Consider the following 25,005-nt stretch of genomic DNA (forward strand, 5'->3'; position numbering starts at 1 on the left):
GACATCTAGCGATGCCATGGCAGACTTCGAACAGCGCAACATCGCCCTCCTCATCGATTCCGACAATGCGAGCCCGGCCGGCATCGATCCGGTCCTCACCGTCCTGGCGGAACTCGGCCAGGTCAACATCCGCCGCGCCTACGGGAACTGGCGCAAGACCAGCCTCAAGGGGTGGATCGACCTGATGCACCGCTATGGCATAGAACCGCAGCAGCAGTTCGACATGACCAAGGGCAAGAACGCCACCGACATGAAGATGACCATCGACGCGATGGACCTGCTTTATCGCGGACGTGTCCACGGCTTCGGGATCATGAGTTCGGATAGCGATTTCATGCCACTCGCCATGCGCATCCGGCAGGATGGCCTCCCCGTCTACGGCTTCGGCGGCGCCAAGACCCCTGAGGCCTTCCGTCAGGCCTGCACGCGCTTCATCGACGTGAACGCCCTGATAAGGGCTGAAAAAGAACAGAATGGTAAAAGCGGGCCGAGCAGCGATTCCAACGTTCTCGACCAGGACTTGCTCGACTTGTTGTTCGATGCCTATGCCGCAAGCAAGCGTGACGAAAACGGTTTCGCGAAGCTGGCGGAAGTCGGCCAACGGGCAGGCAACCGGTCGAGTTTCGACACGCGCAATTACGGTTTCGCTCGGCTCACCGACCTTATCGAGGCTATCCCCAACTTTTCGGTCGAGCGCCGTGCCAACGGCCAGAGTTTCGTAAAACGGCTGCGCTGACGAAAAAAGGGCGCGAACCGAAGATCGCGCCCTTTTTCGTGATGGGTGAGCACCGCCTTTACATCGCGGCGCCGCTTGCCTGCTGGGTAGCGTAGATCGCCCAAAGGTTCGCGATCGCCTCGCGCGCGCCCTCGACTTTGTCGAAGGTCGCCTTCGCCTCGGCCAATTTACCCTGATCGAACTGCGCGATACCCAAGCGTGTAAGGACCATCGGCGCGTTTGCGCCCGGCATGTTCACCGCCTTCGCATAATAGGTCTCGGCGTCCGCCGGTTCGCTCAGGGCGAGAAGCGTATCGCCAGCAGCAAGAACTGTGGCGATCGAGGCGCCAGCCTTGTCCGCATCAGCCTTCAGACCCGCCAGGTCGGCACGGTCCTTGACAGCGCGTTCCGCGGCCTGACGGCGTGTGTCGACGACATAGGGATCGGTCTTATCGAGAACACCCTTCGCGTACCCCTCGTCGATGAGCGAAACGACTTCCGCCGGAAGGCGGCGATAATCCGCGGCATCCATGTATTCGAGATAGAGCTTAGCATCGTTCAGCACGCCGGCACGCTGACCAAGCCGAAGCAGGTCGAGAATTTCGGGGTTCTGATAGCCTCCCGTGTTGAGCAGGATCGCCACGGCGTCGCGCCAACTCTCGTCGCTGGGGTGCTGGGTGACATACCAGGTGGAATACTTCCTCACCTCGGAGTTGAGCTGATTGTTGTAGGCCTGCGCAAGCCCGCGCCGCAGCCAGCCCTCGTCAACGGTCTCGCCCGCTGCGATTTTCGCATTGATCAGATCGCTAAGATAAGTGAGGCCCTGTTGCGGCTGGTCTTCGGCGAAATAGCTTTCGGCCACGAAAATCATCGGATCGTTTTCGGTATAGCCGGCGTCGGCCGCAGCCTGGAAATAGGGGCGCGCCTTCGCATAATTCTTGGCGGCATACGCCACCTGTCCGGCCACGAAATTGAACTGGCCAATCTTGTCCTCGGGAACCTTGCCACTCTTCAGCATCATTTCCATACCCTGGAGGGATGCTGCCTGATCCTGGTTCTTGGCACCGTTGGAATAGATGAAGCTGCCCGCCGCATACCGATCGTCATCGGTTTCCACGGCCGCCACGAGGCCGGGAATACCTGCCTTGATCGCCGGATAATCGACCGGCTCGGCCGCAGCGATCGTTTCGAGCGGTTTGTACGCTTCGATAAAGCCTTTCGAATATTGCGGTTTGGCCTTCTTTTCCTTCTTTTCCTTTTGCGCGAAAGCCGGGGCTTCGAGCGCAGTCACGGCAAAAGCCCCACCGGTCGCAAGCGCGATGGCAAGAGCGAAGGTCGAAGCCGCGCTATTCTTGCGGCCGAGACGAGTGAAAATCATGTGAAAACTCCCAAGAGTGGACAGGGGTTCGAACGCACGGTCGATGGATCCCATTGAGCAGAGCGGCACATGCCGCCTGTGCGTTCTCATTGCAAATATTTCTACCTTATCTGGCCTGAATACGGATTGAATGCGCGTTCTGTTCCTCGTTCATGGTCATTGCTGGCACAAGCTTACCCATATGTGGAAAAAGCACCCGAAACCGGATGATGGTTCCCGCATTGTGTGGCGCTGCTTGGCCCTTTGGCCTAAGGTTGGGCGCAACAGAACATAAGCAGTTCGCAATACGGAATTTCACGTTTTGTCCAACGAAACCGACATCCTGGATACCCCCGCCCCCGGCGGAGATGATTACGCACGCATCGACATCGTCGATGAGATGAAGACGAGCTATCTCGATTACGCGATGAGCGTGATCGTCAGCCGCGCTTTGCCCGACGTGCGCGACGGTCTGAAGCCGGTCCACCGCCGCATTCTTTTCGCCAGCCAGGAAGGTGGTTTCGTCGCGGGGCGCCCCTATCGCAAAAGCGCGAAGATCGTCGGTGACGTGATGGGTAATTATCACCCGCACGGCGATTCCGCGATTTACGATGCACTTGCCCGCATGACGCAGGACTGGTCGCTGCGCGTGCCGCTGGTCGATGGCCAAGGGAACTTCGGTTCGATGGACCCCGATCCGCCCGCCAGCATGCGTTACACCGAGGCGCGGCTTGCCCGTGTTGCAAATGCCCTGCTCGACGATCTCGACAAGGATACTGTCGACTTCACCGACAATTACGACGGATCGCGGAAGGAACCGACCGTCCTTCCAGCCCGCTTCCCCAATTTGCTGGTCAACGGCGCCGGTGGGATCGCGGTCGGCATGGCGACCAATATCCCGCCACACAATCTCGGCGAAGTGATCGATGGCTGCCTTGCTTTCATCGAAAACCCGGCCATCACCTCGGAAGAGCTGTTCGAAATCATTCCGGGACCAGACTTCCCGACGGCTCCCCTGATACTCGGCAAGTCGGGCGCGCGCGCAGCGTATACCACGGGACGCGGTTCGATCCTGATGCGGGCGCGCCATGAGATCGAGACCAAGGGCAATCGGCAGGCGATCGTGCTGTCGGCGATCCCCTACCAGGTCGGCAAAAGCGGCTTGGTCGAGAAGATCGCCGAAGCGGCCAAGGAGAAGCGGATCGAGGGAGTCTCGGACATTCGCGACGAATCGAGTCGCGAAGGTGTGCGGGTCGTCGTCGATCTCAAACGCGATGCCTCGCCCGAAGTCGTGCTCAACCAGATTTGGCGTTACACGCCCGCGCAGGCGAGTTTTCCGGCCAATATGCTCGCCATCCGCGGCGGTCGACCGGAGGTTCTTACCCTTCGCGACTTCGTGCAGGCTTTTATCGGCTTCCGCGAGGAAGTCATCATTCGGCGTACCAAGTTCGAGCTTAACAAGGCGCGCGAACGGGCGCACATCTTGCTCGGCCTAGTAGTCGCCGTCTCGAACCTCGACGAGGTAGTGGCGATGATCCGCGGATCGTCCAACCCCGCCGATGCCCGCGCCAAGCTGCTCGCCAAGGAATGGCCGATCGGCGATATCGCGCAATATATCGCGCTGGTCGAAGCGATCGAACCGAATGACGAGCAGACCGGCGGCACCTATCGGCTGTCCGAACGTCAGGTGAAGGCCATTCTGGACCTGCGTCTCCACCGCCTGACGGCGCTGGGTCGGGATGAGATCGGCGATGAGCTCAAGGAACTCAGTTTCGCTATCGAGGAGTATCTCTCCATCCTGGCGGATCGCGCAAAGCTCTACGGCGTGATGCGCGAAGAACTCGTTGAAATCCGCAACACCTACGCGACCCCGCGCATCACCGAAATCGCACCGGCCTGGGACGGGATCGAGGATGAGGACCTGATCGAGCGCGAGGAAATGGTCGTGACGGTGACCCATGGCGGTTACATCAAACGCACCCCGCTGGACGCTTTCCGCGCACAGAACCGCGGCGGCAAGGGCCGCAGCGGGATGGCGACGAAGGATGAAGATGCCGTGGTCGAGATGTTCGTTACCTCGACGCACAACCCGGTGCTGTTCTTCACCAATACAGGCCGCGTTTATCGCCTGAAGGTCTGGAAACTGCCCGAAGGAGGCCCACAGACCAAGGGCCGCCCCATGGTCAACCTGCTGCCGCTGGGCGACGACGAACGCGTCACCAACGTCCTCCCCCTCCCCGAGAACGAAGCCGAATGGGCGAAGCTCAATATCGTCTTCGCGACCGAACAAGGCATGGTGCGTCGCAACTCGATGGATGCCTTCACCAACGTACCCAGCAACGGCAAATATGCGATGGGCTTCGTCGAGGGCAGCGGCGACCGCCTTATCGGCGTGCGTTTGCTGACCGAGGATCAGGAGATCTTTCTCGCTTCCGATGCGGGCAAGGCGATCCGCTTCGCTGCCAGCGACGCGCGCGAGACGAAAAGCCGCACCGGCATCGGGGTGCGCGGCATGAAACTGAAGGATGGGGAAAAGGTCGTCTCGATGGCCGTGCTCGACGCAGGCGAACGCGATACCGAGGTTCGCGATGCCTATCTGCGTGCGGCCGACTGGAAGAACAACGAGAACGCCCCGACGCTCGACCGGGATAAGATCACCGAAATGGCCGAGGCAGAGGAGTTCATTCTCACGCTGACCGCCAACGGTTATGGCAAGATTTCCTCCGCCTACGAATATCGTACGACCGGGCGTGGTGGCCAGGGCCTGACCAATATCGGCGAACCCTCGAGCAATCCAAACCGGAATGGCCATGTCGTGGCCAGTTTCCCGGTCCGTCATGGCATGCAGTTGATGCTGGTGACCGACCAGGCCAAACTGATCCGTCTGCCGCTCAATTTCCGCCATCTGATAGACGGCGGGTTCGAGAGCCATGAAGGCTTCTCGATTTCGGGCCGCGGGTCTTCGGGCGTGCGCATCTTCAATGTGGCGAAGGGCGAACAGATCGTCAAAGCGGCGAGGATCGACGAAAACGAGGAACCGGAAAACGAAGCCGAGGAAGCCGTGGCGGATGAGATCGCGGATCGTGGCGGCTTCGACAAGACCGAGCCCTACACCACCAAGCATTCGGACAAGAATATCGACGGGGAACCGGGCGGATGAGCCTGACGGTCGAGCCCAGTGGCAAGGCGTGCGGCGCGTATGTCACTGGGCTCGACCTGTCGCATCCGCCAACGGATCGGTTGATAGCGGAAATCCGCTCGCTCTTGCTCGAACACAAAGTGCTGGCCTTCCCCGGACAGTCGATGAGCGACGACGCGCTCGAGGCGTTCACGCTTGCAATGGGGGGCTTCGGCGATGACCCTTTCTTCAAGCCGATTGAAGGGCGCGAGCACATCGCCGCCATCCTGCGCGAGGCCGACGAACAGACGCCGCTATTCGCCGAGAATTGGCACAGTGACTGGAGCTTCCTCGAACATCCGCCCGCCGGAACCTGCCTTCTGGCGGTCGATATTCCGCCCAAGGGCGGCGATACGCTGTTCGCCGACCAGGCCGCCGCATTCGCTGCCCTGCCCGACCAGCGCAAGGACTACCTGCGCAGCCTGACCGCCATCCATAGTGCCAAGCTGGCCTACGCGCCTGAAGGCACCTATGGAGAACGCGACGAAGGGCGTTCCATGGCGATCGAACCGGATGAGAGCGCCCGCGCGACGCAACTCCATCCCTTGGTGCAGCGCCATCCCGAAACCGGGGTGGAGTGCCTCTATTCCACCCTTGGCTATATCGTCGGGATAGAAGGTATGGATCAGGCCGAAGCGATCGCGCTGCTATCCGACCTTGCGCAATGGCAGGCGCGCGACGCGTTCGTCTATCGCCACCGATGGGAACACGACATGCTGGTCATGTGGGACAATCGCTCGGTTCTGCACAAGGCGACCGGCGGATATGAGGGATATCGTCGCGAACTGCACCGGACCACGATTGCAGCCTGGAGCGGCTAAGCCCCTGTGCCGGTCGGGTCTTTGCGCAGGGTCTGGACGACGCCGGTGGCGATCAGGAACTGCCCGCCATAGTAAAGGGGCCAGATGAGCCACTCGGTGACCGATCTCGGTAGCGCCCCCGCCTCTCCGGCGAAAATCAGCAAATCGCTGACCACGAACATGACGGCACCGGCCCCGACTCGATAGCGCGGGAATCGGCTCAGCCATGCCGCTGCGGCCATTGCGCCGACCACCCCGGAATAGGCTGTCGCGACATGCCAGTTATCCACCGGATAGGTAATCAAACCGGCAATCACCGGGGTCAGGAGAAGAAGCGCGGCGGCCGTCATCACCTGACTGCCTCTGGCATGTTCGCGCCGATTGCGCAGGTAGAGGCCGATGGCAATTACATGCCCCACGGCGAACAGGCTGCCTCCGCCAAGGAAGCTGAGTTCGAGAGCGACATCGCCCATTGCGCCGAACATAAGAACGGCCGCGATCAGGAGACCATCGACGCCCTTGCCCCGAAACGCCGCGTAGATCGCCAGAAAGGCGACACCGGCGCCCTTCCACAGCATAAGCCAGGCCCCGCCGATCGGATCATCGGACACGAAGAAATAGCTGACTCCGGCAACGAGGCTGGCGAGGAGCCAAGGACGATGTTTGGCAAGAGCGGGATGAGGCATTCAGCCTCGCTAGGCCTTGTCGAGGGGGCCTTGCAAGGATTAGGGGCCGCGCGATGACCCATGATATCCACATTATCGGCGGCGGCCTGGCCGGCAGCGAGGCCGCCTGGCAGCTCGCCCGGGTGGGCTGCAAGGTGCGTCTGTCCGAGATGCGCGGCGGCGGGGAGATGACGCCTGCCCACCAGACCGACGGGCTGGCCGAACTCGTCTGTTCGAACAGTTTCCGTTCGGACGATGATACCAAGAACGCAGTCGGCCTGCTGCATCACGAAATGCGCCGGCTCGACAGTCTCATCATGCGCGCCGGCGAAGTTGCGCGCGTTCCTGCTGGGTCGGCGATGGCGGTCGACCGCGATGTTTTTTCCGCCGAAGTCCAGCGGACGCTGGAGGAACATCCGAACGTCACAGTGGTGCGTGAACGGGTCGATGCGCTGCCCCAAGACGGTCTCGCCATCGTAGCGACCGGGCCGCTGACCGCACAAGCGCTGGCCGACAGCATCGTGCGCGCGACCGGGCAGGACCGACTTGCCTTCTTCGACGCGATCGCGCCGATCGTCCATCGCGACAGCATCGATATGAGCAAGTGCTGGATCCAGTCGCGCTGGAACAAGCGTACCGAAGCCAGCAATGAAGAGGGCGATTACATCAATTGCCCGATGACGAAGGAGCAATACCTCGCCTTCCATCAGGGCCTGATCGACGGCGAGAAGACCGAATTCAAGCAATGGGAGGCGGACACACCTTATTTCGACGGCTGCATGCCGATCGAGGTGATGGCCGCACGCGGGGTGGAGACGTTGCGCTACGGACCGATGAAGGGTGTCGGCCTCGACAATCCCTACGATACGACCGATGAGCATCCGCAGGGGCGCTGGCCCTATGCCGTGGTCCAGCTACGGCAGGATAACAAGCTCGGCACATTGTGGAACATGGTCGGCTTCCAGACCAAGCTGAAATACGGCGCGCAGGTGGAGCTGTTTCGCACCATCCCCGGGCTGGAGAATGCCGAATTCGCGCGGCTTGGCGGGCTGCATCGCAACACCTTCATCAACTCCCCACTGGTTCTCGACCGGCAATTGCGCCTGCGCGGTAGCGAACATATCCGCTTCGCCGGGCAGATCACGGGCTGCGAAGGCTATGTCGAAAGCTCCGCCGTGGGGCTGATGGCGGGCCTGATGGCGGCTGCGGAGCTGGCCGGGCGCGATTGGACGCCGCCACCGCGCACCACCGCCTTCGGCGCATTGTTGTCGCATATCACCGGGGATGCCGAGGCCGCCACCTTCCAGCCCATGAATGTCAATTTCGGCCTCTTTCCGCCGCTGCACGATGTCGGCAAAAAGGCTCGCAAGGAAGCCTATACCAACCGCGCCAAGGAGGATTTCGGCGAATGGCTGGCGGGGATGGAAGCCGTTCCGGCCTAGCAAGCGCAGCGCCGCGTCTTTTTCGGCTTGGGCGCGGTCGTGGCGAATTCACCCGGCGTTAGCTGATTGTCGCCATCGGCATCCGCGCTCTCGAATTTCTCGACCGTCGCCGCGGCCCATTCCTCGAAGTCGAGCAGGTTGTTGCCGTCCTTGTCGAGCTTTCGGAACCCATCGGAACGGGTCGAGAGCATCTCGGTTCGCGTAATCCGCCAATCGCGGTTGCGATCATAGCGAAAGAACCGGCGCTGTTCCCTGGTGAGCTCGGTCGCCGTTGGCGGCGCCGGGCCGACCAAATCGCCCGGATCCGAGGCCGGTATCTCGGGCAATGGATCGCTGGTCTCGATCGGTGCCGGCGGCGGCGCGCCGCGCTCGATCTGCGCCCTGCCCTGCCACCAGAAGGCGCCAAGCCCGACCAGCGCGAGCGCCACCAACCCTCCTAGCAATATCCGGTTCATCGGCCCATCCCCCTAATCCCGCCGGAACTTAGACTAACGTCCGAACAGGCCCAACCGCAAGGCTACCAGAGGGCTGAGTCGATCGCCCAGCATTTCACGCCCCCCGGAACGCAGCGAACGCCGGGCAAGGCCTCCGACAACGGCGAGTGGTCGCAGGGAACTCGGCAATCTCAGAGCTGGTTCGGCGAGCCGCTGTCCGTGGTCGAGCGCCTGTGCCCGTTCGCCATCGTCTTGTGCGCGAACAGCGAGGTCGGCCAGAGCCCACAGCTTGCCCGCGCGCGCAGCCTCGGACTTGGCTGAGGCTTCATCGGCACCTTCCGCCAGTCCGATGCCCAGCTTCTCCCGCCCCTCCACGAAGCGAGCCATTGCAGACGCCTCGAGCGGTCGCGGTGCGAGCAGCGCCTCCCACCCATCGACGAGCGCCAAAAGCGAGGTTTCGGCCCCCTCCCAGGTCCGGCCGATCAGATCGAGGAGGATATCACCATGCGGTCGCTCCGCAGCGGACCGGCCGAACTGATCGCGCCACCAGGCGAGCCGCATCTGGCCCAGCAATGGCTCGCTGGCACCTAGCACCATGCGACCGATCCGCCCGTCCAGCGCGAAGGCTGCCAGCCACATTTCGGGCTTGTCGCGAACGCTCGCAATGGCAACGCGCGAAACCTCTGGACATTCGTCCAGCAAGCCCGTTGCGCCATCGCTACTGTCCTGTGGGTCAGTCGCGATAGCAGACCTTCTTCGCCGCCTTCACGATGCGCGGCGTGTCGATCAGCGCGAGCTTTTCCAGATTGGCGGCATAGGGCAACGGCACATCCTCGTCGCACACCCGAAGAACCGGCGCATCGAGATGGTCGAAACCGTCCTCCATGCAAATGGCCATCACCTCTGCCGCGATCGAGCAGGTCGGCCAGCCTTCTTCCGCAATCACAAGGCGATTGGTCTTGGCAAGCGAGGTGAGGATCGCCTCCTTGTCGAGCGGGCGTAGCGTGCGCAGGTCGATGACTTCGGCATCGATCCCTTCGTCTGCCAGTTCCTCGGCAGCTTCGAGCGCGAGGCCCACAGCGATGGAATAGGCGACGATGGTGACGTCCGAACCTTCGCGCATGATCCGCGCCTTGCCAATCGGCAGGACGTAGTCGTCGACATCGGGAACGTCGAAGCTGCGACCATAGACCAGCTCGTTCTCAAGGAAGACCACCGGGTCCTCACAGCGGATGGCGGCCTTCATCAGACCCTTGGCATCGGCTGCGTCATAGGGCGCGATGACGATCAGGCCGGGAACGCTGGCGTACCACGGGCCGTAGTTCTGGCTGTGCTGCGCGCCGACGCGGCTCGCCGCGCCGTTAGGGCCGCGGAAAACCACCGGGCAGCGCATCTGGCCACCCGACATATAATTGGTCTTGGCCGCCGAATTGATGATGTGGTCGATCGCCTGCATGGCGAAGTTGAAGGTCATGAACTCGACGATCGGCCGCAGGCCGCCCATGGCCGCACCCGTTCCGATACCGGCAAAACCGTATTCGGTGATCGGCGTATCGATCACGCGCTTGGGGCCGAACTCGTCGAGCAAGCCCTGGGTCACCTTATAGGCGCCCTGATATTCCGCGACTTCCTCGCCCATCACGAAGACGCGTTCGTCCTGGCGCATTTCTTCAGCCATGCCGTCACGCAGAGCCTCGCGCACGGTCGTGGAAACGAAGGACGTGCCTTCGGGGACCTCGGGGTCTTTCACATCGACCTTGCGTGCGGGTTTGGCGATTTCGGCTTCGCTCGGCTCGCGCCCGACATCCTTACCCTCACCCGGAACGTCCTCGACGGGAGCAGCTTCCGCAGGCGCCTCGATATCGGAAACATCCTCGCCCTCGCCCGCAAGCATGGCGATGACCGTGCCGACCTTCACCCCTTCGGTGCCCTCCTCGACCATGATCTTGCCGAGCGTACCTTCATCGACCGCCTCGAACTCCATCGTCGCCTTGTCGGTTTCGATCTCGGCGATGATGTCACCGGCAACGATCTCGTCACCTTCGGCCTTGAGCCACTTGGCAAGCGTGCCCTCTTCCATGGTGGGCGACAGCGCGGGCATCTTCAATTCGATAGCCATGGCTCAATACTCCTCCACCAGGACATCGGTGTAGAGTTCGGACGCGTCCGGCTCGGGAGAATTCTCGGCAAAGTCTGCGGCTTCGGTCACGGTCTTGCGGATGTCCTTGTCGATTGCCTTGAGCTCGTCCTCGGTCGAACCGTTTTCGAGGAGCACCTTCTTCAGTCCTTCGATCGGGTCCTTGTGTTCGCGCACATCCTGCACTTCCTCGCGGGTGCGATATTTGGCCGGGTCGGACATGGAATGGCCGCGATAGCGATAGGTGTTGCACTCCATGAGCACAGGCCCCTTGCCCTCGCGCACATGCTTGAAGGCGATTTCGGCCGCCTGACGCACTTCGAGAACATCCATTCCATTCACATCCATGCCCGGGATGCGGAAGGCGGTGCCACGGCGATAGAATTCGGTTTCGGCGCTCGACCGTGCCGTGCTTGTGCCCATGGCGTACTGATTGTTTTCGACCACGAACACGATCGGCAACTTCCACAGGCTCGCCATGTTGAAGGTCTCGTAAACCTGGCCCTGATTCGCCGCGCCATCGCCGAAATAGGCAAGGCAGAGACCGCCATCGCTGTTATACTGGTGCGCAAGTGCGAGTCCGCCGCCGAGCGCAACCTGCGCGCCGACGATGCCGTGCCCGCCGTAGAACTTATGTTCGGTCGAGAACATGTGCATGGACCCGCCCTTGCCCTTGGATATCCCCGCCTCGCGTCCCGTGAGTTCGGCCATGATGACCTTGGGATCGATGCCGTAGGCAAGCATATGGCCATGGTCGCGATAGCCGGTGATGACGCTGTCCTTGTCCCCGTCGAGCGCCGACTGGAGCCCAATGGCAACGGCTTCCTGGCCAATGTAGAGGTGGCAGAACCCGCCGATCAGACCAAGCCCGTAGAGCTGCCCGGCTCGTTCCTCGAACCGTCTGATGAGCAGCATCTGCTCGTAAAAGTGAAGCATCTGCTCATGGCTCGCGTCATAGCGCTTTTTCTTCTCCAGTGCGTCTTGCAACGAATGGAGAACGAAGTCGGTATCCTCAGCAGGTGACTGAGCGGGCTTTTTCTTGCTCCGAGGGGCTTTGGCCAAGACTTTTGTCCTTGTACTTCCGGGGAGGAATATCGGTTGCGCCTATAGGCACAGGCACAGGCCTCGCGCAACGGCAGAGCGCGGGTGCATACGAAAAACCCTTACGGAAAGCGAAGGTTTCGCCCCGTCAATCCTCGAGCTTGATCACCACTTCGTCGGGATGGACCACATTTAGCTGGCTACGCAGCAATTCGCCCACCATATCCGGATCGGCATGATCGGGGTGCAGCAAGGCGACGCGATTTTCCAGCGCCTCACGCTCTGCCTCAAGCTGAGCGAGCTGTGCTTCGCGCTGGTCCAACAAGCGCAAATTCTCACTCCAGGCGAGCAAGCCGGAAGGGCCAGCAATCGCCAGACCTCCCATGACGAGCAGCGCCGCCAGTGCAGCATGCTGCATTGCCTTCGCCCGCTGAATCGCCGCCATGGAATTTGTTCGCCGCATAGGGATAGAGAATCACAGTTAACCCCTTCACGCAAGGCAATTCTCTCCTCCGGAACCGCTTCGCCGCAGCAGCGGAACACTGCATGGCCTTGCCTCGTTCGTTTTCTTGACACGATACGGTTGCAGGTGTAACTAGTTTCTCCTGAAACCAAATCACGTGACCAGAGGACTGAAATGCCCGATCTCTTCGAAAACCCCATCGGCCTCGACGGCTTCGAATTCGTTGAATTCTGCGCTCCTGAGAAGGGTGTCATCGAGCCTGTTTTCGAAGCCATGGGCTTCACCCACGTTGCCACACACCGTTCGAAAGACGTGCATCTGTGGCGTCAGGGCCAGATCAATCTGATTCTGAACTACGAACCGAAAAGCGCAGCATGGTTCTTCGCGCGCGAGCACGGCCCGTCGGCCTGTGGCATGGGCTTCCGCGTGCGCGATGCGAAAAACGCCTATGCCGAGCTGCTCGAACGCGGAGCCGAGCCGGTTGCGGTCGAGACCGGCCCCATGGAACTGCGCATTCCCGCTATCCGCGGGATTGGCGGCGCCATCGTCTATCTGATCGACCGCTATGCGGATCAGGACGGCGACGGCCTGTCGATCTACGACATCGATTTCGAGTATCTCGACGGCGTGGAGAAATGGCCGGTCGGCGCCGGTTTCAACGTAATCGATCACCTGACGCACAACGTCTACAATGGCCGCATGAAATATTGGGCGGACTATTACGAGACGCTCTTCAACTTCCGCGAAATCCGCTTCTTCGACATCAAGGGTGAGTATACCGGCCTGACCTCGAAGGCCCTCACCGCGCCGGATGGCAAGATTCGTATACCCCTCAACGAAGAAGGCGAAGGCGGCAAGGGCCAGATCGAGGAGTTCCTGCGCGAATTCAACGGCGAAGGCATCCAGCACATCGCGCTGATCTGCGACGACCTTGTCGGATGCTGGGACAATCTGAAGCAGCTCGGTGTCCCCTTCATGACCGCTCCGCCGGAAACCTATTACGAAATGCTGTCCGAACGCCTTCCGGGCCATGGCGAGGACGAAAACGAGCTCAAGATGCGCGGCATCCTGCTCGACGGCACAACCGAAGGTGGCAAGCCGCGTCTGCTGTTGCAGATTTTCGCGGAAGCGCAGGTTGGCCCGGTGTTCTTCGAATTCATTCAGCGCAAGGGTGACGAAGGCTTCGGCGAAGGAAACTTCAAGGCCCTGTTCGAAAGCATGGAGCGCGATCAAGTGCGTCGCGGCGTTCTCCAGGTCGAAGATGCCAAAACGGTCGAAGCGGAGCCTGCCGAATGAGCGACGTCGCAGACCACCCCGTAAAACTAGGCGGCGTGCATCACGCCGCTTACCGCTGCAAGGACGCGAAAGAGACCGTCGAATGGTACGGCAAGGTACTGGGCATGGATTATACCACTGCCTTTGCCGAGGATCATGTGCCCTCGACCGGCGCCTATGATCCCTACATGCACGTCTTCCTCGACGCTGGGAACGGCAACATCCTCGCCTTCTTCGAACTGCCCAACCAGAAGGACATGGGCCGCGACGAGAATACGCCCGCCTGGGTTCAGCATCTCGCATTTCGCGTGAATAGCGAGGAAGAGCTGCTCTCCGCCAAGGAACATATCGAAAGCCTCGGCATCGATGTGCTCGGCCCAACCCATCACGGCATTTTCAAGTCGATCTACTTTTTCGATCCGAACGGCCACCGCGTGGAACTGGCCGCCGACATCGGGACCGACGAGCAATATGCCGAACTGAAACGTGTCGCGCCGCTGATGCTCGACGAATGGAGCGAAACCAAGAAAGCGCCGCGCCATGCCGACTGGCTGCACGAGATCGCGCGCAAGGAACACGCCCAAAAAGCCAAGGGTTAACCGGCATGGAACACACCTCCGGTTGTCCCGTTGAGTGCGGGACAACCGAGGAATTCCATGCAAGCCACGCAAACCACGCCGGCCGGCGAAACCTACGACCAGACGGTCAATACCTTTTCCACATTGCAGGACCAGTTGGTCGACATGGCCGAGGGCTTCGTTCGCGCGGTGCCCGGGCTCGTCATCGCGCTGTTCATTCTACTGCTGACCTGGATCATAGCCAAATTCGCCGTCCGGATTGCCGACCGGCTGACCGCTGGCACCGAAATCCGTCCGAGCCTCAAACAGTTGATCGACACGATCGTACGCCTCGCGATCTGGATCGTCGGGCTGATGATTGCGCTGATCGTGGTCATGCCAGGCATGACGCCCGCCAGCTTGCTGGCAGGCCTGGGTATCGGTGCGGTGGCGATCGGCTTCGCGTTCCAGGACATCTTCGAGAACTTTCTGGCCGGCGTGCTCATCATGGTGCGCGAGAAAATGCGCATCGGCGATGTGATCGAATGCGAAGGGATTACCGGCAAGGTCGAACACATCACGCTGCGCGAAACGCATGTGCGCAAGCTTTCGGGCGAACTGTCGGTCGTCCCCAATTCGATCCTGTTCAAGAACCCGGTCGAGATCTTCACCGATAAGGAACAGCGGCGGCACGAAGTCGTCGTCGGGGTATCCTACGACACCCAGCTCGACCATGCCGCCGATGTCATTCGCCGCGCGGTCGAGGGTCTCGACGATGTTCTCGCAAGCAAGGGCGTCGACATCTTCGCGCAGGAATTCAATTCGAGTTCGGTCGATTTTCTCGTCCGCTGGTGGGCGGGCTCGACGCCTCGCGACGGCTGGGAAAGCAAGGACAAGGTCGTGCGCGCGATCAAGGCTGCGCTGGACAATGCCGGGATCGAGATCCCCTTCCCCTATGTCACTCACACTTTCAAAGAGGCCGTCCCTCTCGGCCAATTGGGTGACACCGATCACAAGACGCCTTAAGGTTTCGAATCGAGACCGGGTTGCACGGTCTCCTGGGAGGAGAGACCGATGCAGATACTGCGCACGCCGGCGGAACGTTTTGCGGGCATTCCAGACTATCCTTTCGCGGAAAACTGGTTCGAGGTCGATCTTGGCGACGGGCTGACCGCCCGGCAGCACTATGTCGACGAAGGGGCGAAAGATGCTCCGCCGGTTCTGCTGTTTCATGGCGAGCCGAGCTGGTCGTTCCTCTATCGCAAGATGATCCCGATCCTTGTCGACGCCGGTTTCCGCGTGCTCGCCCCCGATCTGATCGGCTTCGGAAAGAGCGACAAGCCCGACGATATCGGGTTTTACACGTATGCCCGCCATGTCGCGTGGTTGAAACAGTGGCGCACGGCGATCGAACCGCGACCGGCGGCGCTGTTCTGCCAGGACTGGGGCGGATTGCTCGGCCTGCGCATGGTCGCACACGACCCCGACCTGTTTGCCTGCGTCGTCGCCAGCAATACCTTCCTGCCCGCCGGCGGCACACCCAGCCAAGCCTTTCTCGCCTGGCGCGAGTTTGCAAGGAGCTCGCCCGATTTCCGTATCGGCCCTCTGCTTGACCGAGCCACGGCCACTCCGCGCAGCGAAACCGAGATCGCCGCCTACGACGCCCCCTTCCCCGACGAACCTTCCAAGGCCGGCGCGCGCGCCTTCCCCGCGCTCGTACCGGTCGAGGATGGCATGCCCGGCGTTGAAGACAACAAGCGGGCCTGGCCGTCGCTCGCAGCCTACGACAAGCCCTTCCTGACCCTGTTCGGCGAGGACGATCCGGTGACCAAAGGCAGCGAAAAATTTCTGGTCGAGCGCATTGTCGGCGCGAAAGGCCAGCCCCACCGAACGCTGCCGAATTGCGGACATTTCTGCCAGGAGGACCAGCCCGAGGCGCTGGCGCAGGGCGTAATCGACACGGCGCGCAAGGCGGGCCATCTGGTTTGAACCAGCCCGCGCGACTGACCGGCGCGCAGGAAACCTCGCTTGCCATTGCGGCAGCGGTGGTGACCGCCAATGCCTATTACATCCATCCGATCATCGGCGATGTCGCCGACCATTTCGGTGTGAGCCACGCGCGAATAGGGCTCGTGCCCGCGCTCAACCAGCTCGCGCTGGCAGTCGGAATTTTCATGCTGCTCCCGCTGGGCGACCGGATATCGAACCGCCGTCTGACGATCGCCTTCGCGACCGGTCAGACCCTGTCACTGGCCATCATGACCCTGGCCGAAGGATTTTCTCTCTTCGTGCTGGGCTCTACCTTGCTGGGCTATTTCACTATCGCCCCGTACCTCCTGCCCGCCTACGCTTCCAAACGCGTGGCACCGGAGCGGCTCGGGCAGGTTACCGCCAAGCTGGCAGCAGGTATCATCCTTGGTATTCTGGTGGCCCGTGTCGGCGCGGGCGTCGTTTCCGAGCGGTACGGCTGGCGCGCCGTGTACTGGATAGCGACAACGCTCATGCTGGCGGTCACCATCGCCTTGCCGCGGTTGATGGAAGGCGGGGAACGCTCCGCCGAGGGGCGCCAGTCCTATCGAGACCTGCTGTTATCGGTCTTCCCGCTTGTTGGAAAACACAAGGAAGTGTTGCTGTCGGGCGCGATCCAGGCCCTCAATTTCGCCCAGTTCATTGCGGTGTGGTTGGGACTGGCGCTCTACCTAACCTCTCCGCAAATGGGATATGGCACCGATACGGTAGGGTATCTGGCAGGTCTGGCGGCGGTCAGCATCATCTCGACGCCGCGACTGGGGCGATGGGCGGATCATGTCGGTCCACGCAAGGCCCGCACCATATTCGCGATGATCCAATTCATGGGGATCCTCCTTCTGTGGCCACTCGGTGGTTCGTTATGGGGCCTGCTTATACCTCTTATCATCACGAACCTCGTCGGGCCGGGAGTGGACGTGACTGGACGTATGACATTTCTCGCGCTGGACCCTGCGATCCGGACGCGGCTGACAACCGTTTATGTCGTGATTATGTTCATCGGCGGCGGGCTCGGGAGCTACGCCGGAACTGCCGCTTATGACGCCTATGGCTGGGCCGGGACCTGCATCCTACTCGGCCTGTGCTCGGTGACACTTACCGCGCTCGCCGCGACCGCGCGTCGATTTGGTCGGTGAAGCCGTCGGGATACTTGCCAGACTTCGCTCCACGCGATGAAGATTTGCGTACGATTGCCAGCGATCCGAGGTAAATTTGGTGCGCCCGACAGGATTCGAACCTGTGGCCCCCAGATTAGGAATCTGATGCTCTATCCGACTGAGCTACGGGCGCTCCGGAGCCTCGTATAGCGGCTCGGACCGAGGTGGCAATCAGTTGAGTTCGTCGGGCGGCGCAACGGGCATAATAAGCGGAGCGACGGCTATTCCCTCGGCAAGCATGTCTTCCGCCTCGTCGCGGGTTGCGCGTCCGTGAATTGGCCCCTCGTCGGCTTCGCCATAATGCATCTCGCGCGCTTTTTCGGCAAACTCGTCGCCCACCCAGGTGCTGTTTTCGAGCGCCTTGGTTTGAGCCTTGGCGAGAGTCGCCAGCGCCTTTTTGACCTCCGTCGGCATTTCACCTGTCGCCAATTGGGTGACATCGCCGCCACTTAGCTCGCGCATGCTACCCTTCGCGGGTACGGAAGGCGCCATCGGCGCTTTGGCGACTTCAGCACTTCCACATGCCGGGCAGGCCAACAGCCCCTTGGCTTTCTGATCGGCATAATCGTCGGAAGAGCCGAACCAGCCTTCGAACCGATGGCCCTCACTACAAGAAAGGTCGAATACGATCATCGTGCCGGCCTATTTGGCGATTTCGCGGCGATTGGCAAGGCTTGGTACCTGCTCTCGCACGGCAGCGATACGGGTAAGGTCAATATCGGCGAACTCCAAGCCGGCTTGTTCCCCACCGATATCGAGCAGCACCTCACCCCAGGGATCGACGACGAGACTGTGGCCGTAGGTTTGGCGTCCATCCTCATGCTCGCCCACCTGCGCCGCCGCAACGACAAACGCGCTCGCCTCGATCGCCCGCGCACGCTGGAGTACGTGCCAGTGGGCACTGCCGGTCGGAACCGTGAAAGCAGCGGGAATGGCAATACAATCGCAACGCGCCCGCCCGAGCGCCTCGAACAACGCCGGAAACCGGATGTCGTAGCAAATCGATAGACCCAGCTTTCCGACGGGTGTGTCGGCCACGGTCACGACCTCGTCACCCGGCTTGTAGGCATTCGACTCACGCCAGCTTTCGCCGCTAGCAAGGTCGACATCGAACATATGAATCTTATCGTAGCGGGCCACGATTTCCCCATGGGGACCGATCACGAATGCGCGATTAGCCCAGCGCCCTTCATCGGTTGCCACGGCCAGTGATCCCAGAGAGACCCAGATTTCAGCCCTGCTGGCCGCGTCCCGGACCATGGCGAGGGCGGGTGTCTCCTGTTCGATCGATATCGTGCCGGCCGCGCGTTTCCGATCGCGATCGAGCAATCCAGACATTTCGGGAGTAAACAGCATCGCCGCCCCCTGCCCCGCCGCTCGCTCTACGGCATCGGCAAGCATATGTGCATTGGCCTCTGGATCGATCCCAGAGGTCATCTGAAGGACGGCAACCCTGGGCATTCAGGCAGTCAACAACGCGTCAAGCTTGCCCTCGCGTTCGAGCGCGGCGAGTTCGTCCGACCCACCGACATGCGTGTCGCCGATGAAAATCTGAGGAACGGTCATTGCATTGGGTGCCCGCTGGAGCATTTCCTCGCGCTTGGGGCCGCCCATTGTGATGTCGAATTCGCTGTAATCCACCCCCTTCTGGTCGAGCAGGCGCTTGGCACGGAAACAGTATCCGCAGCCGAACTTGGTATAAATGTCCACTTGGGGTTGGTTCATTGAATGTCCCTTACATCTCAAAGGCAAATCTAGTGCGCACTGGCAGCTCTTGAAAGCCCAAATGGCGCGCCTATCTCGAATGCGTCGCCACTATGGGTGTGGCGGCGACGGGGTGCCGAATGCGGACCCCGCCACCATAGAATCGCTCATAAGAGGATTTGTTTCGATGAACCGTATGGACCTTACCCCTTTTCGTCGCTCCACCGTCGGATTCGATCGTGTTTTCGACCTGATGGAACGTCAGGCACGCAATGCCGGTGGCGACAACTACCCCCCCTTCAATATCGAGCGGCGCGGCGATGACGAATATCGCATAACGCTCGCCGTCGCGGGCTTTCGCAAGGGTGATCTCGACATCGTTGCACAGCAGAACCTGCTGGTAGTGACCGGTAAGAAGCGCGACGAACTTGCGGACGGCGAAATGCTGCATGTCGGCATCGCCAATCGCGGCTTCGAGCGCCGCTTCGAGCTGGCCGATTACGTCCGTGTGGCGAATGCCGATCTCGCCGACGGCTTGCTCGTCATCGATCTCGTGCGCGAGGTACCCGAAGCGATGAGGCCCAAGAAGATCGCGATCGGCGGCCAGCAACCGCTCGAAGTGGTGAAGGATGACGGGGAAGACGGCAGCAAGGCTGCCTGAACCCGACACTCACAACTCTATTGAAACGATAGGGGGCGGAACTGGGTTCCGCCCCCGCGACGTTTAACGCCGCCTAACCTCGAAATCGACCGTCCGGGTCGCAGAAGACAGCCGTCATCGAGGCAAGCCCCACCGCTTGCAAGCGAAGCGCATGTCTCAAAAATTCCGCATAAGACTGCGGAAACAAGTGTATTCTGCATTATCTATATCAAAAGATAAACCCGCGGATCTCAGGCACGGGAATTTTGTCGCCTCGTTACAAGCGCCTGAAGATCGCAACTCCGCGATTCCAGCCACTTAGGCAGATACGCAATTTTGCGGTGTGCTACACCAAACGAGCTTGTTCCAGGGCCGCGCCAACGAATCCGGCAAAAAGCGGATGCGGGTCGAACGGCTTGGATTTCAGTTCGGGGTGAAACTGCACCCCGACGAACCATGGGTGGTCGGGTCGTTCCACGATTTCGGGGAGAAGCCCGTCGGGCGACATTCCGGAAAAGATCAGCCCCTGCTTTTCAAGCGGTTCGACATAGGCACCATTGACCTCATATCGATGACGATGACGCTCCGAGATCGTCGTCGCCCCTCCGTAGATGTTCGCCACATGGCTATTCGCCGTCAGGACCGCATCATAAGCACCCAGACGCATGGTGCCGCCAAGATCCCCTCCCGCTTCGCGGGTCTGCAACCCTTCCGCAGTCATCCATTCGGTAATGATGCCAACGACCGGCTCTTCGGTCTCACCGAACTCGGTGGAGGAAGCCTTCTCAAAACCTGCCGTGCGCGCGGCTTCGATACAAGCCATCTGCATACCCAGGCAGATGCCGAGAAATGGTACCTTGCGTTCGCGGGCAAAACGCACTGCGGCAATCTTGCCCTCGCTCCCCCTCTCGCCGAAACCTCCCGGTACCAGAATGCCGTGCATCGGCTCGAGTTTGGCGGCGATTTCGGCGTCTTCACCTTCGAAGACCTCGGCGTCGATCCACTTCAGATTGACCTTGACGCGGTGGGCCATGCCCCATGCACCAGAGCCTCGTTCAACGATTTATAGGCATCCTGAAGGCCGACATACTTGCCCACCACCCGATGGTCACCTCACCTTCGGGGTTCGAATGGCGATCGACCACATCGTACCAGCGCGAAAGATCCGGATCGGGGGCGTCGGTGATTCCGAAGGCTCGCAGCACCTCGGTATCGAGGCCTTCGCCGTGATACTGCAATGGCACCGAATAAATCGACGGCGCATCGAGCGCCGGGATCACCGCTTCCTTGCGAACATTGCAGAAGTTGGCGATCTTCTGGCGCTCGCCATCGGGAATGGGATGTTCGGCGCGGCATAGCAGCACGTCGGGCTTGATACCGAGGCTTGCGAGTTCGCGTACCGAGTGCTGGGTCGGTTTGGTCTTCAGCTCACCCGCCGCCGCGATGTAGGGAACCAGCGTAACATGCACGCTCAGCGTCTGCCATGGCTCCAGATCGTTGCGAAGCTGACGGATCGCTTCCATGAAGGGCAGACCTTCGATATCGCCGACCGTGCCGCCGATTTCGCATAGAATGAAATCGTGGTCGTCCTGCCCGGCCAGCGCGAAGGCCTTGATCTCGTCGGTCACATGCGGAACCACCTGCACCGTCGCGCCGAGGTAATCGCCGCGGCGCTCCTTGGCGATGATGTCCTGATAGATGCGGCCCGAGGTGATGTTGTCGCCCTGATGCGCCGAAACGCCCGTGAAGCGTTCATAGTGGCCGAGGTCGAGATCGGTCTCGGCCCCGTCGTCGGTCACGTATACCTCGCCGTGCTGATAAGGAGACATCGTCCCCGGATCGACGTTGAGATAGGGGTCGAATTTCCGAATACGGACCTTGTAGCCACGCGCCTGGAGGAGGGCAGCAAGCGATGCCGCCATGAGACCTTTGCCAAGCGAGGAGACCACGCCGCCGGTTATGAAGATATACCGCGCCATGGGGGTCGAGCCTTAAGCTGAAGAGTTGAGTCGGGGCAAGCGCAAAGACATGACCATCGTGCCGCTAACGCGGCACAATCCACAAGCCTGCGATGTAAAGAGATCTATTGGGTGACGTCGGCCAGCGGATCATCGCCTGCTGGCGCTTCCTCGCCGGTGGTCGCCGCACCCAGTGGATCGGCCGGTGCAGCCGGAGCCACAGTGCGATCAAGCGTGGATTCGATGGCGTCCCCTCCGGTCGTATCGACTGCCACGGCAGCCAGGGCGATCGAGAGCACCACGAACAGGATCGCCAGCCATTTGGTTGAACGGGTGAGGAAATCCGCAGCACCGCGCGCACTGAGCATGCCCGAGGGGCTGCCGCCGATACCCAGGCCGCCGCCTTCGGAACGCTGCATCAGAATGACACCGACTAGCGCGGCTGCGACGATCGCCTGAACGACGGTGAGGAAGAGAAACATGCGAGTACTCTTGGAACTGGTATTGCTGGGCTACCGCGCATCTAGGCGCACGCGTGGCAAACGGCAAGCTTGCGGGGATCAGGCCTCTTCCGATTCCGAGGCGCCGACAACGATACCCAGGAAACTTTCGGCCGACAGGCTCGCCCCGCCGACGAGTGCGCCGCCGACTTCGGGCGTGGCGAGGATTTCGCGCGCATTGTCTGGTTTGACCGACCCGCCATACAGAATGCGGACCTGCGCGGAAGCTTCCTCTCCATAGGTTTTGACGAGCAACTCGCGGATCGCACCATGCATCGAAGCGATATCGTCGGTTGTGGCCGTGCGCCCGGTACCGATGGCCCAGATGGGCTCATAGGCGATCGTAAGGCGCTCACCCGGATCTTCGAACAGGGGCAGCGCAATTTCGATTTGTTTCAGGACGTAGCTTTCGGCCTTCCCCGCATCGCGAGTATCGAGCGTTTCACCGCAACACAGGATCACCCGCAATCCGGATTCGAGCGCCGATTCGATCTTGGCATTGATCAGCTCTCCGGTCTCGCCGTGATCCTGGCGCCGCTCGCTATGGCCAAGAATTACGAATTTGGCACCCGCATCGGCGATCATCGAGGCGCTGATATCCCCGGTGTGCGCGCCTTCCGCACCCGGATGGCAATCCTGTGCGCCAACGCCGATCTGCTCGGCTTCGCGGTGCACCGCGTGAATCAGTGTGTAAGGCGGCGCGACGGCTACTTCGACCTTCATATACCGCTGCGCAGCCCGGTCGATCGCGCGCGCCTCGGAAAGCATTGCGCGCGTGCCGTTCATTTTCCAGTTTCCGACGATGTAGGGCCGTTCGGCCATGGGTATGTCCTGCGAATTGTCTGAATGAATGGCCCGCTATATGGGGCCTTGTTCGCGCTCCGCTAGAGTAGGTTTCTTCACACGTCAAAACCCTTTCCAACCTGTTGCCGCGAGGTCGCAGGGGGATAAAGCGCCTCAACCAACTCAGGCACCGCCTGATCGACAGCAGCAAGTCAACCGGATCGCGCGCACATCATGTTCCAGTTTTTCCGCAACTTTTTCAAAACCAAACTCGGTCTGGCGATCTCTCTCGCTTTTCTGGGATTGATCGCCCTGGCCTTCGCCAGCGCCGACGTATCGAGCACTGGAACTTTCGGTGGCATTGCCGGTGGCGATCGTGTCGCGGTGGTGGGAGATGAAAAAATCTCCACATCCGACCTGGTTCGCGCCGCCAATAACGGGTTGGAACAGGTTCGGCAGGAACAGCCCACTGCCACGATGCAGCAGTTCCTGCGGGACGGCGGCTTGACCGCCGCGCTGGATGCCCTGATTCAACGCGCCGCCATAAAAGCCTATGCCGATGAACATGGCATTCGTGCGGGCGACAATCTCGTGAACAGCGAAATCCGTATGATCCCGGCTTTTCGCGGTCCCGATGGGAACTTCAGCGAGGATACCTATCGTCAGGCACTGGCGCTCCAGCGTGTGACCGACGCGCAGCTACGCGAAGATCTGGGTATCGGTTTGCTATCGCAGCAAATGTTGATTCCCGCAGGGTTCGGCGCCAGCGTACCGGACAAGCTGGCCTATCGATACGCGCAGCTTTTCAAGGAACGACGCCAGGGCTCGATAGCGCTTTTGCCAGCGGCCACTTACGCGCCCTCGGATGATCCCGAGACGAAGGTCCTACGAGCATATTACGATGCCAATCGTGCCGATTTCGTGCGCCCCGAACGCAGAAACATCCGTTATGCTACATTCGATTCGGCAGCGCTTGGCGACCGGATCGAACCGACCGATGCCGAAATCGCCGCGCGCTACGAGCGCGACGCCGAACAGTACGCGGCCAGCGAAACCCGTGATTTCACCCAGTTGATCGTCCCCACCGAAGCAGCGGCGAATTCGATCCGCGACCGCGTGGCCGCCGGTGCGTCGTTCGAACAGGTCGCGCGTGAGGCGGGTTTGCGTGCCTCGCCTGTCGTGGATGTCGAGCGTGAGGGACTGGCCTCGCAGGCATCGCCAGCGGTAGCGGCAGCCTATTTCTCAGCCGCCCAAGGCGAAATGAGTAGGCCTGCACGTAGCGCGCTTGGCTGGCATGTCGCGCGAGTCGATGATGTCGAAACCAAACCCGCCCGCAGCCTGGCTCAGGTTCGCGAGGAAATCGCCAAGGATGTGCGCGAGGAAAAACGTGTCAGCGGGCTTGCCAACCTCGCCAGCGAAATCGAAGAGCAACTGGGAGACGGTGCCACGCTTGCCGAAGTCGCCGAAGAGCTTGATCTCGACCTTGCCTCGGTCGGTCCTGTCTTGGCCGACGGCCGGCTCGCGGATAATCCGGGCCAGTCGATTCCCGAAGTGTTGCGACCTGCTCTGGCCACCGCCTTTCAGATGGACGAGGAAGAACCCGAGATCGCGCCGGTCGAAAGTGGTCGGACCTACCTGGTCTATGAGGCGAGCAACATCACTCCCGCTGCTGCGGCTCCGTTTGCCGAGATAGAGGAAGCGGTCGAGGCCCGGTGGCGTGCCGCACAGGGTATGAAGGCCGCGCGGGCCGCCGCGGACCGGGTCATCGCCAGGCTCGGTAAAGGCGATTCGATGGCCGAGGCTCTCGCGGCCGAAGAGCGCCGCGTGCCGCCCGCACAGTCCGTCAATATGACCCGCGAGGAACTGGCCCGCCAACGCGACCAGCGTATTCCCCCGCCGCTCGCGCTGCTGTTTAGCATGGCGAAGAACACCACGAAAAAGCTCGACGCCGGAGGCAATATGGGTTTCTTCATCGTGCGGCTGAACGACATCGAGATGGACGATATCGCGGAAGACGACCCGCTGATCGGCCAAGCGAAGCGTCAGATGGGTCCGCTGATCGGCGAGGAATATGTCGAACAGTTCGGCCAGGCCATGCAGCAGGAACTTGGTGTTTCGCGCAACGCGTCGGCCATCGAGGCGGTGCGCAAACAGCTTGCCGGGAACTGAGG

Annotated in this window: 23 protein-coding genes, 1 tRNA gene and 1 pseudogene; 11 read left to right on the plus strand and 14 right to left on the minus strand. The window is 61.1% G+C overall.

Annotated elements, in window-relative coordinates:
- Positions 1 to 16: 16 nt before the first annotated feature.
- Complete coding sequence (locus DVR09_RS10005) at positions 17 to 736, plus strand: NYN domain-containing protein (protein WP_115416799.1); 720 nt, start codon at positions 17 to 19, stop codon at positions 734 to 736.
- A gap of 58 nt (positions 737 to 794) precedes the next feature.
- Here DVR09_RS10005 and DVR09_RS10010 read toward each other — a convergent pair whose 3' ends face one another.
- Positions 795 to 2,093: a hypothetical protein gene (locus tag DVR09_RS10010; RefSeq protein ID WP_162814933.1), complete on the minus strand. Its 1,299-nt coding sequence runs from the start codon at positions 2,091 to 2,093 to the stop codon at positions 795 to 797.
- 301 nt (positions 2,094 to 2,394) lie between these two features.
- Here DVR09_RS10010 and gyrA point away from each other — a divergent pair, with 301 nt between their 5' ends.
- Both gyrA and DVR09_RS10020 read left to right on the plus strand, forming a co-directional pair.
- On the plus strand, positions 2,395 to 5,232 hold the full coding sequence (gene gyrA, locus DVR09_RS10015; protein ID WP_115416801.1) for a DNA gyrase subunit A: 2,838 nt from the start codon (positions 2,395 to 2,397) through the stop codon (positions 5,230 to 5,232).
- Positions 5,229 to 6,071: a TauD/TfdA dioxygenase family protein gene (locus tag DVR09_RS10020; protein ID WP_115416802.1), complete on the plus strand. Its 843-nt coding sequence runs from the start codon at positions 5,229 to 5,231 to the stop codon at positions 6,069 to 6,071. The genes gyrA and DVR09_RS10020 overlap by 4 nt, the downstream gene beginning before the upstream one ends.
- Here DVR09_RS10020 and DVR09_RS10025 read toward each other — a convergent pair.
- Positions 6,068 to 6,736 (minus strand): lysoplasmalogenase family protein, encoded by a 669-nt coding sequence (locus DVR09_RS10025; RefSeq protein ID WP_115416803.1) that lies wholly within the window; start codon positions 6,734 to 6,736, stop codon positions 6,068 to 6,070. The genes DVR09_RS10020 and DVR09_RS10025 overlap by 4 nt on opposite strands.
- Before the next feature lie 53 nt (positions 6,737 to 6,789).
- Between DVR09_RS10025 and trmFO the strand changes: the two genes are divergently transcribed.
- Positions 6,790 to 8,157 carry a methylenetetrahydrofolate--tRNA-(uracil(54)-C(5))-methyltransferase (FADH(2)-oxidizing) TrmFO gene (trmFO, locus tag DVR09_RS10030; protein ID WP_115416804.1) on the plus strand — a complete coding sequence of 456 codons (1,368 nt, stop codon included), beginning with the start codon at positions 6,790 to 6,792 and terminating at the stop codon, positions 8,155 to 8,157.
- Here the strand turns inward: trmFO and DVR09_RS10035 are convergent.
- The 5 genes from DVR09_RS10035 to DVR09_RS10055 all read right to left on the minus strand — a co-directional run bounded on the left by DVR09_RS10035 (position 8,154) and on the right by DVR09_RS10055 (position 12,187).
- Entirely contained in the window at positions 8,154 to 8,612 is a 459-nt protein-coding gene (locus DVR09_RS10035; protein ID WP_115416805.1) for an EF-hand domain-containing protein, read from the minus strand. The genes trmFO and DVR09_RS10035 overlap by 4 nt on opposite strands.
- Positions 8,613 to 8,645: 33 nt before the next feature.
- Positions 8,646 to 9,293, minus strand: coding sequence for a hypothetical protein (locus DVR09_RS10040; protein WP_115416806.1), 648 nt, complete (start codon positions 9,291 to 9,293; stop codon positions 8,646 to 8,648).
- 31 nt (positions 9,294 to 9,324) lie between these two features.
- Positions 9,325 to 10,710, minus strand: coding sequence for a pyruvate dehydrogenase complex E1 component subunit beta (locus tag DVR09_RS10045; RefSeq protein WP_115416807.1), 1,386 nt, complete (start codon positions 10,708 to 10,710; stop codon positions 9,325 to 9,327).
- A 3-nt stretch (positions 10,711 to 10,713) separates the two neighbouring features.
- Positions 10,714 to 11,790, minus strand: coding sequence for a pyruvate dehydrogenase (acetyl-transferring) E1 component subunit alpha (gene pdhA / locus DVR09_RS10050; RefSeq protein WP_115416808.1), 1,077 nt, complete (start codon positions 11,788 to 11,790; stop codon positions 10,714 to 10,716).
- Between the two features lie 127 nt (positions 11,791 to 11,917).
- Entirely contained in the window at positions 11,918 to 12,187 is a 270-nt protein-coding gene (locus DVR09_RS10055) for an FtsB family cell division protein (RefSeq protein ID WP_115417892.1), read from the minus strand.
- Positions 12,188 to 12,406: 219 nt separating this feature from the next.
- On the opposite strand from DVR09_RS10055, the gene hppD reads away from it, so the two are divergent.
- From hppD to DVR09_RS10080, 5 genes are read left to right on the plus strand one after another with little or no spacing between them, the layout of a single operon-like run.
- Positions 12,407 to 13,528 (plus strand): 4-hydroxyphenylpyruvate dioxygenase, encoded by a 1,122-nt coding sequence (hppD, locus tag DVR09_RS10060; protein ID WP_115416809.1) that lies wholly within the window; start codon positions 12,407 to 12,409, stop codon positions 13,526 to 13,528.
- Positions 13,525 to 14,106, plus strand: a complete 582-nt coding sequence (locus DVR09_RS10065) for a VOC family protein (RefSeq protein ID WP_115416810.1) — start codon at positions 13,525 to 13,527, stop codon at positions 14,104 to 14,106. Before hppD ends, DVR09_RS10065 begins: the two co-directional genes overlap by 4 nt.
- Before the next feature lie 57 nt (positions 14,107 to 14,163).
- Positions 14,164 to 15,090 carry a mechanosensitive ion channel family protein gene (locus tag DVR09_RS10070; RefSeq protein ID WP_115416811.1) on the plus strand — a complete coding sequence of 309 codons (927 nt, stop codon included), beginning with the start codon at positions 14,164 to 14,166 and terminating at the stop codon, positions 15,088 to 15,090.
- A 48-nt stretch (positions 15,091 to 15,138) separates the two neighbouring features.
- Positions 15,139 to 16,053: a haloalkane dehalogenase gene (locus DVR09_RS10075; protein ID WP_115416812.1), complete on the plus strand. Its 915-nt coding sequence runs from the start codon at positions 15,139 to 15,141 to the stop codon at positions 16,051 to 16,053.
- On the plus strand, positions 16,050 to 17,228 hold the full coding sequence (locus DVR09_RS10080) for an MFS transporter (protein ID WP_115416813.1): 1,179 nt from the start codon (positions 16,050 to 16,052) through the stop codon (positions 17,226 to 17,228). Before DVR09_RS10075 ends, DVR09_RS10080 begins: the two co-directional genes overlap by 4 nt.
- Positions 17,229 to 17,305: 77 nt before the next feature.
- Here DVR09_RS10080 and DVR09_RS10085 read toward each other — a convergent pair.
- The 4 genes from DVR09_RS10085 to grxC form a co-directional block, all read right to left on the minus strand.
- A tRNA-Arg gene (locus tag DVR09_RS10085) sits at positions 17,306 to 17,382 on the minus strand.
- 38 nt (positions 17,383 to 17,420) lie between these two features.
- Complete coding sequence (locus DVR09_RS10090; protein WP_115416814.1) at positions 17,421 to 17,882, minus strand: DUF1178 family protein; 462 nt, start codon at positions 17,880 to 17,882, stop codon at positions 17,421 to 17,423.
- A 9-nt stretch (positions 17,883 to 17,891) separates the two neighbouring features.
- Complete coding sequence (locus DVR09_RS10095; protein ID WP_115416815.1) at positions 17,892 to 18,710, minus strand: carbon-nitrogen hydrolase family protein; 819 nt, start codon at positions 18,708 to 18,710, stop codon at positions 17,892 to 17,894.
- Positions 18,711 to 18,974, minus strand: a complete 264-nt coding sequence (gene grxC / locus DVR09_RS10100; protein WP_115416816.1) for a glutaredoxin 3 — start codon at positions 18,972 to 18,974, stop codon at positions 18,711 to 18,713.
- A 166-nt stretch (positions 18,975 to 19,140) separates the two neighbouring features.
- Between grxC and DVR09_RS10105 the strand changes: the two genes are divergently transcribed.
- Positions 19,141 to 19,614: an Hsp20 family protein gene (locus DVR09_RS10105; protein WP_115417893.1), complete on the plus strand. Its 474-nt coding sequence runs from the start codon at positions 19,141 to 19,143 to the stop codon at positions 19,612 to 19,614.
- A 325-nt stretch (positions 19,615 to 19,939) separates the two neighbouring features.
- On the opposite strand, the pseudogene pyrG reads toward DVR09_RS10105, so the two are convergent.
- The 3 genes and pseudogenes from pyrG to tpiA form a co-directional block, all read right to left on the minus strand.
- Positions 19,940 to 21,572 (minus strand): annotated as a pseudogene (gene pyrG, locus DVR09_RS10110) (CTP synthase).
- A gap of 104 nt (positions 21,573 to 21,676) precedes the next feature.
- Positions 21,677 to 22,033, minus strand: a complete 357-nt coding sequence (secG, locus tag DVR09_RS10115) for a preprotein translocase subunit SecG (RefSeq protein WP_115416817.1) — start codon at positions 22,031 to 22,033, stop codon at positions 21,677 to 21,679.
- Between the two features lie 78 nt (positions 22,034 to 22,111).
- Complete coding sequence (tpiA, locus tag DVR09_RS10120) at positions 22,112 to 22,873, minus strand: triose-phosphate isomerase (RefSeq protein ID WP_115416818.1); 762 nt, start codon at positions 22,871 to 22,873, stop codon at positions 22,112 to 22,114.
- Positions 22,874 to 23,068: 195 nt separating this feature from the next.
- On the opposite strand from tpiA, the gene DVR09_RS10125 reads away from it, so the two are divergent.
- Positions 23,069 to 25,003, plus strand: a complete 1,935-nt coding sequence (locus tag DVR09_RS10125; RefSeq protein WP_115416819.1) for a SurA N-terminal domain-containing protein — start codon at positions 23,069 to 23,071, stop codon at positions 25,001 to 25,003.
- Positions 25,004 to 25,005: the final 2 nt, after the last annotated feature.

This window comes from Erythrobacter aureus (assembly GCF_003355455.1).
GTDB classification, from domain to species: Bacteria; Pseudomonadota; Alphaproteobacteria; order Sphingomonadales; family Sphingomonadaceae; genus Qipengyuania; species Qipengyuania aurea.

Excerpts from the sequence above, each read along its gene's own strand:
- tpiA (WP_115416818.1), bottom strand. The coding sequence starts at position 22,873 with ATGGCCGAACGGCCCTACATCGTCGGAAACTGGAAAATGAACGGCACG.
- DVR09_RS10095 (WP_115416815.1), bottom strand. The coding sequence starts at position 18,710 with ATGCCCAGGGTTGCCGTCCTTCAGATGACCTCTGGGATCGATCCAGAG.
- DVR09_RS10055 (WP_115417892.1), bottom strand. The coding sequence starts at position 12,187 with ATGCAGCATGCTGCACTGGCGGCGCTGCTCGTCATGGGAGGTCTGGCG.
- trmFO (WP_115416804.1), top strand. The coding sequence starts at position 6,790 with ATGACCCATGATATCCACATTATCGGCGGCGGCCTGGCCGGCAGCGAG.
- DVR09_RS10075 (WP_115416812.1), top strand. The coding sequence starts at position 15,139 with ATGCAGATACTGCGCACGCCGGCGGAACGTTTTGCGGGCATTCCAGAC.
- DVR09_RS10070 (WP_115416811.1), top strand. The coding sequence starts at position 14,164 with ATGCAAGCCACGCAAACCACGCCGGCCGGCGAAACCTACGACCAGACG.
- DVR09_RS10025 (WP_115416803.1), bottom strand. The coding sequence starts at position 6,736 with ATGCCTCATCCCGCTCTTGCCAAACATCGTCCTTGGCTCCTCGCCAGC.
- DVR09_RS10010 (WP_162814933.1), bottom strand. The coding sequence starts at position 2,093 with ATGATTTTCACTCGTCTCGGCCGCAAGAATAGCGCGGCTTCGACCTTC.
- DVR09_RS10105 (WP_115417893.1), top strand. The coding sequence starts at position 19,141 with ATGAACCGTATGGACCTTACCCCTTTTCGTCGCTCCACCGTCGGATTC.
- DVR09_RS10090 (WP_115416814.1), bottom strand. The coding sequence starts at position 17,882 with ATGATCGTATTCGACCTTTCTTGTAGTGAGGGCCATCGGTTCGAAGGC.
- secG (WP_115416817.1), bottom strand. The coding sequence starts at position 22,033 with ATGTTTCTCTTCCTCACCGTCGTTCAGGCGATCGTCGCAGCCGCGCTA.
- DVR09_RS10005 (WP_115416799.1), top strand. The coding sequence starts at position 17 with ATGGCAGACTTCGAACAGCGCAACATCGCCCTCCTCATCGATTCCGAC.
- hppD (WP_115416809.1), top strand. The coding sequence starts at position 12,407 with ATGCCCGATCTCTTCGAAAACCCCATCGGCCTCGACGGCTTCGAATTC.
- DVR09_RS10125 (WP_115416819.1), top strand. The coding sequence starts at position 23,069 with ATGTTCCAGTTTTTCCGCAACTTTTTCAAAACCAAACTCGGTCTGGCG.
- DVR09_RS10045 (WP_115416807.1), bottom strand. The coding sequence starts at position 10,710 with ATGGCTATCGAATTGAAGATGCCCGCGCTGTCGCCCACCATGGAAGAG.
- DVR09_RS10065 (WP_115416810.1), top strand. The coding sequence starts at position 13,525 with ATGAGCGACGTCGCAGACCACCCCGTAAAACTAGGCGGCGTGCATCAC.
- grxC (WP_115416816.1), bottom strand. The coding sequence starts at position 18,974 with ATGAACCAACCCCAAGTGGACATTTATACCAAGTTCGGCTGCGGATAC.
- DVR09_RS10020 (WP_115416802.1), top strand. The coding sequence starts at position 5,229 with ATGAGCCTGACGGTCGAGCCCAGTGGCAAGGCGTGCGGCGCGTATGTC.
- DVR09_RS10035 (WP_115416805.1), bottom strand. The coding sequence starts at position 8,612 with ATGAACCGGATATTGCTAGGAGGGTTGGTGGCGCTCGCGCTGGTCGGG.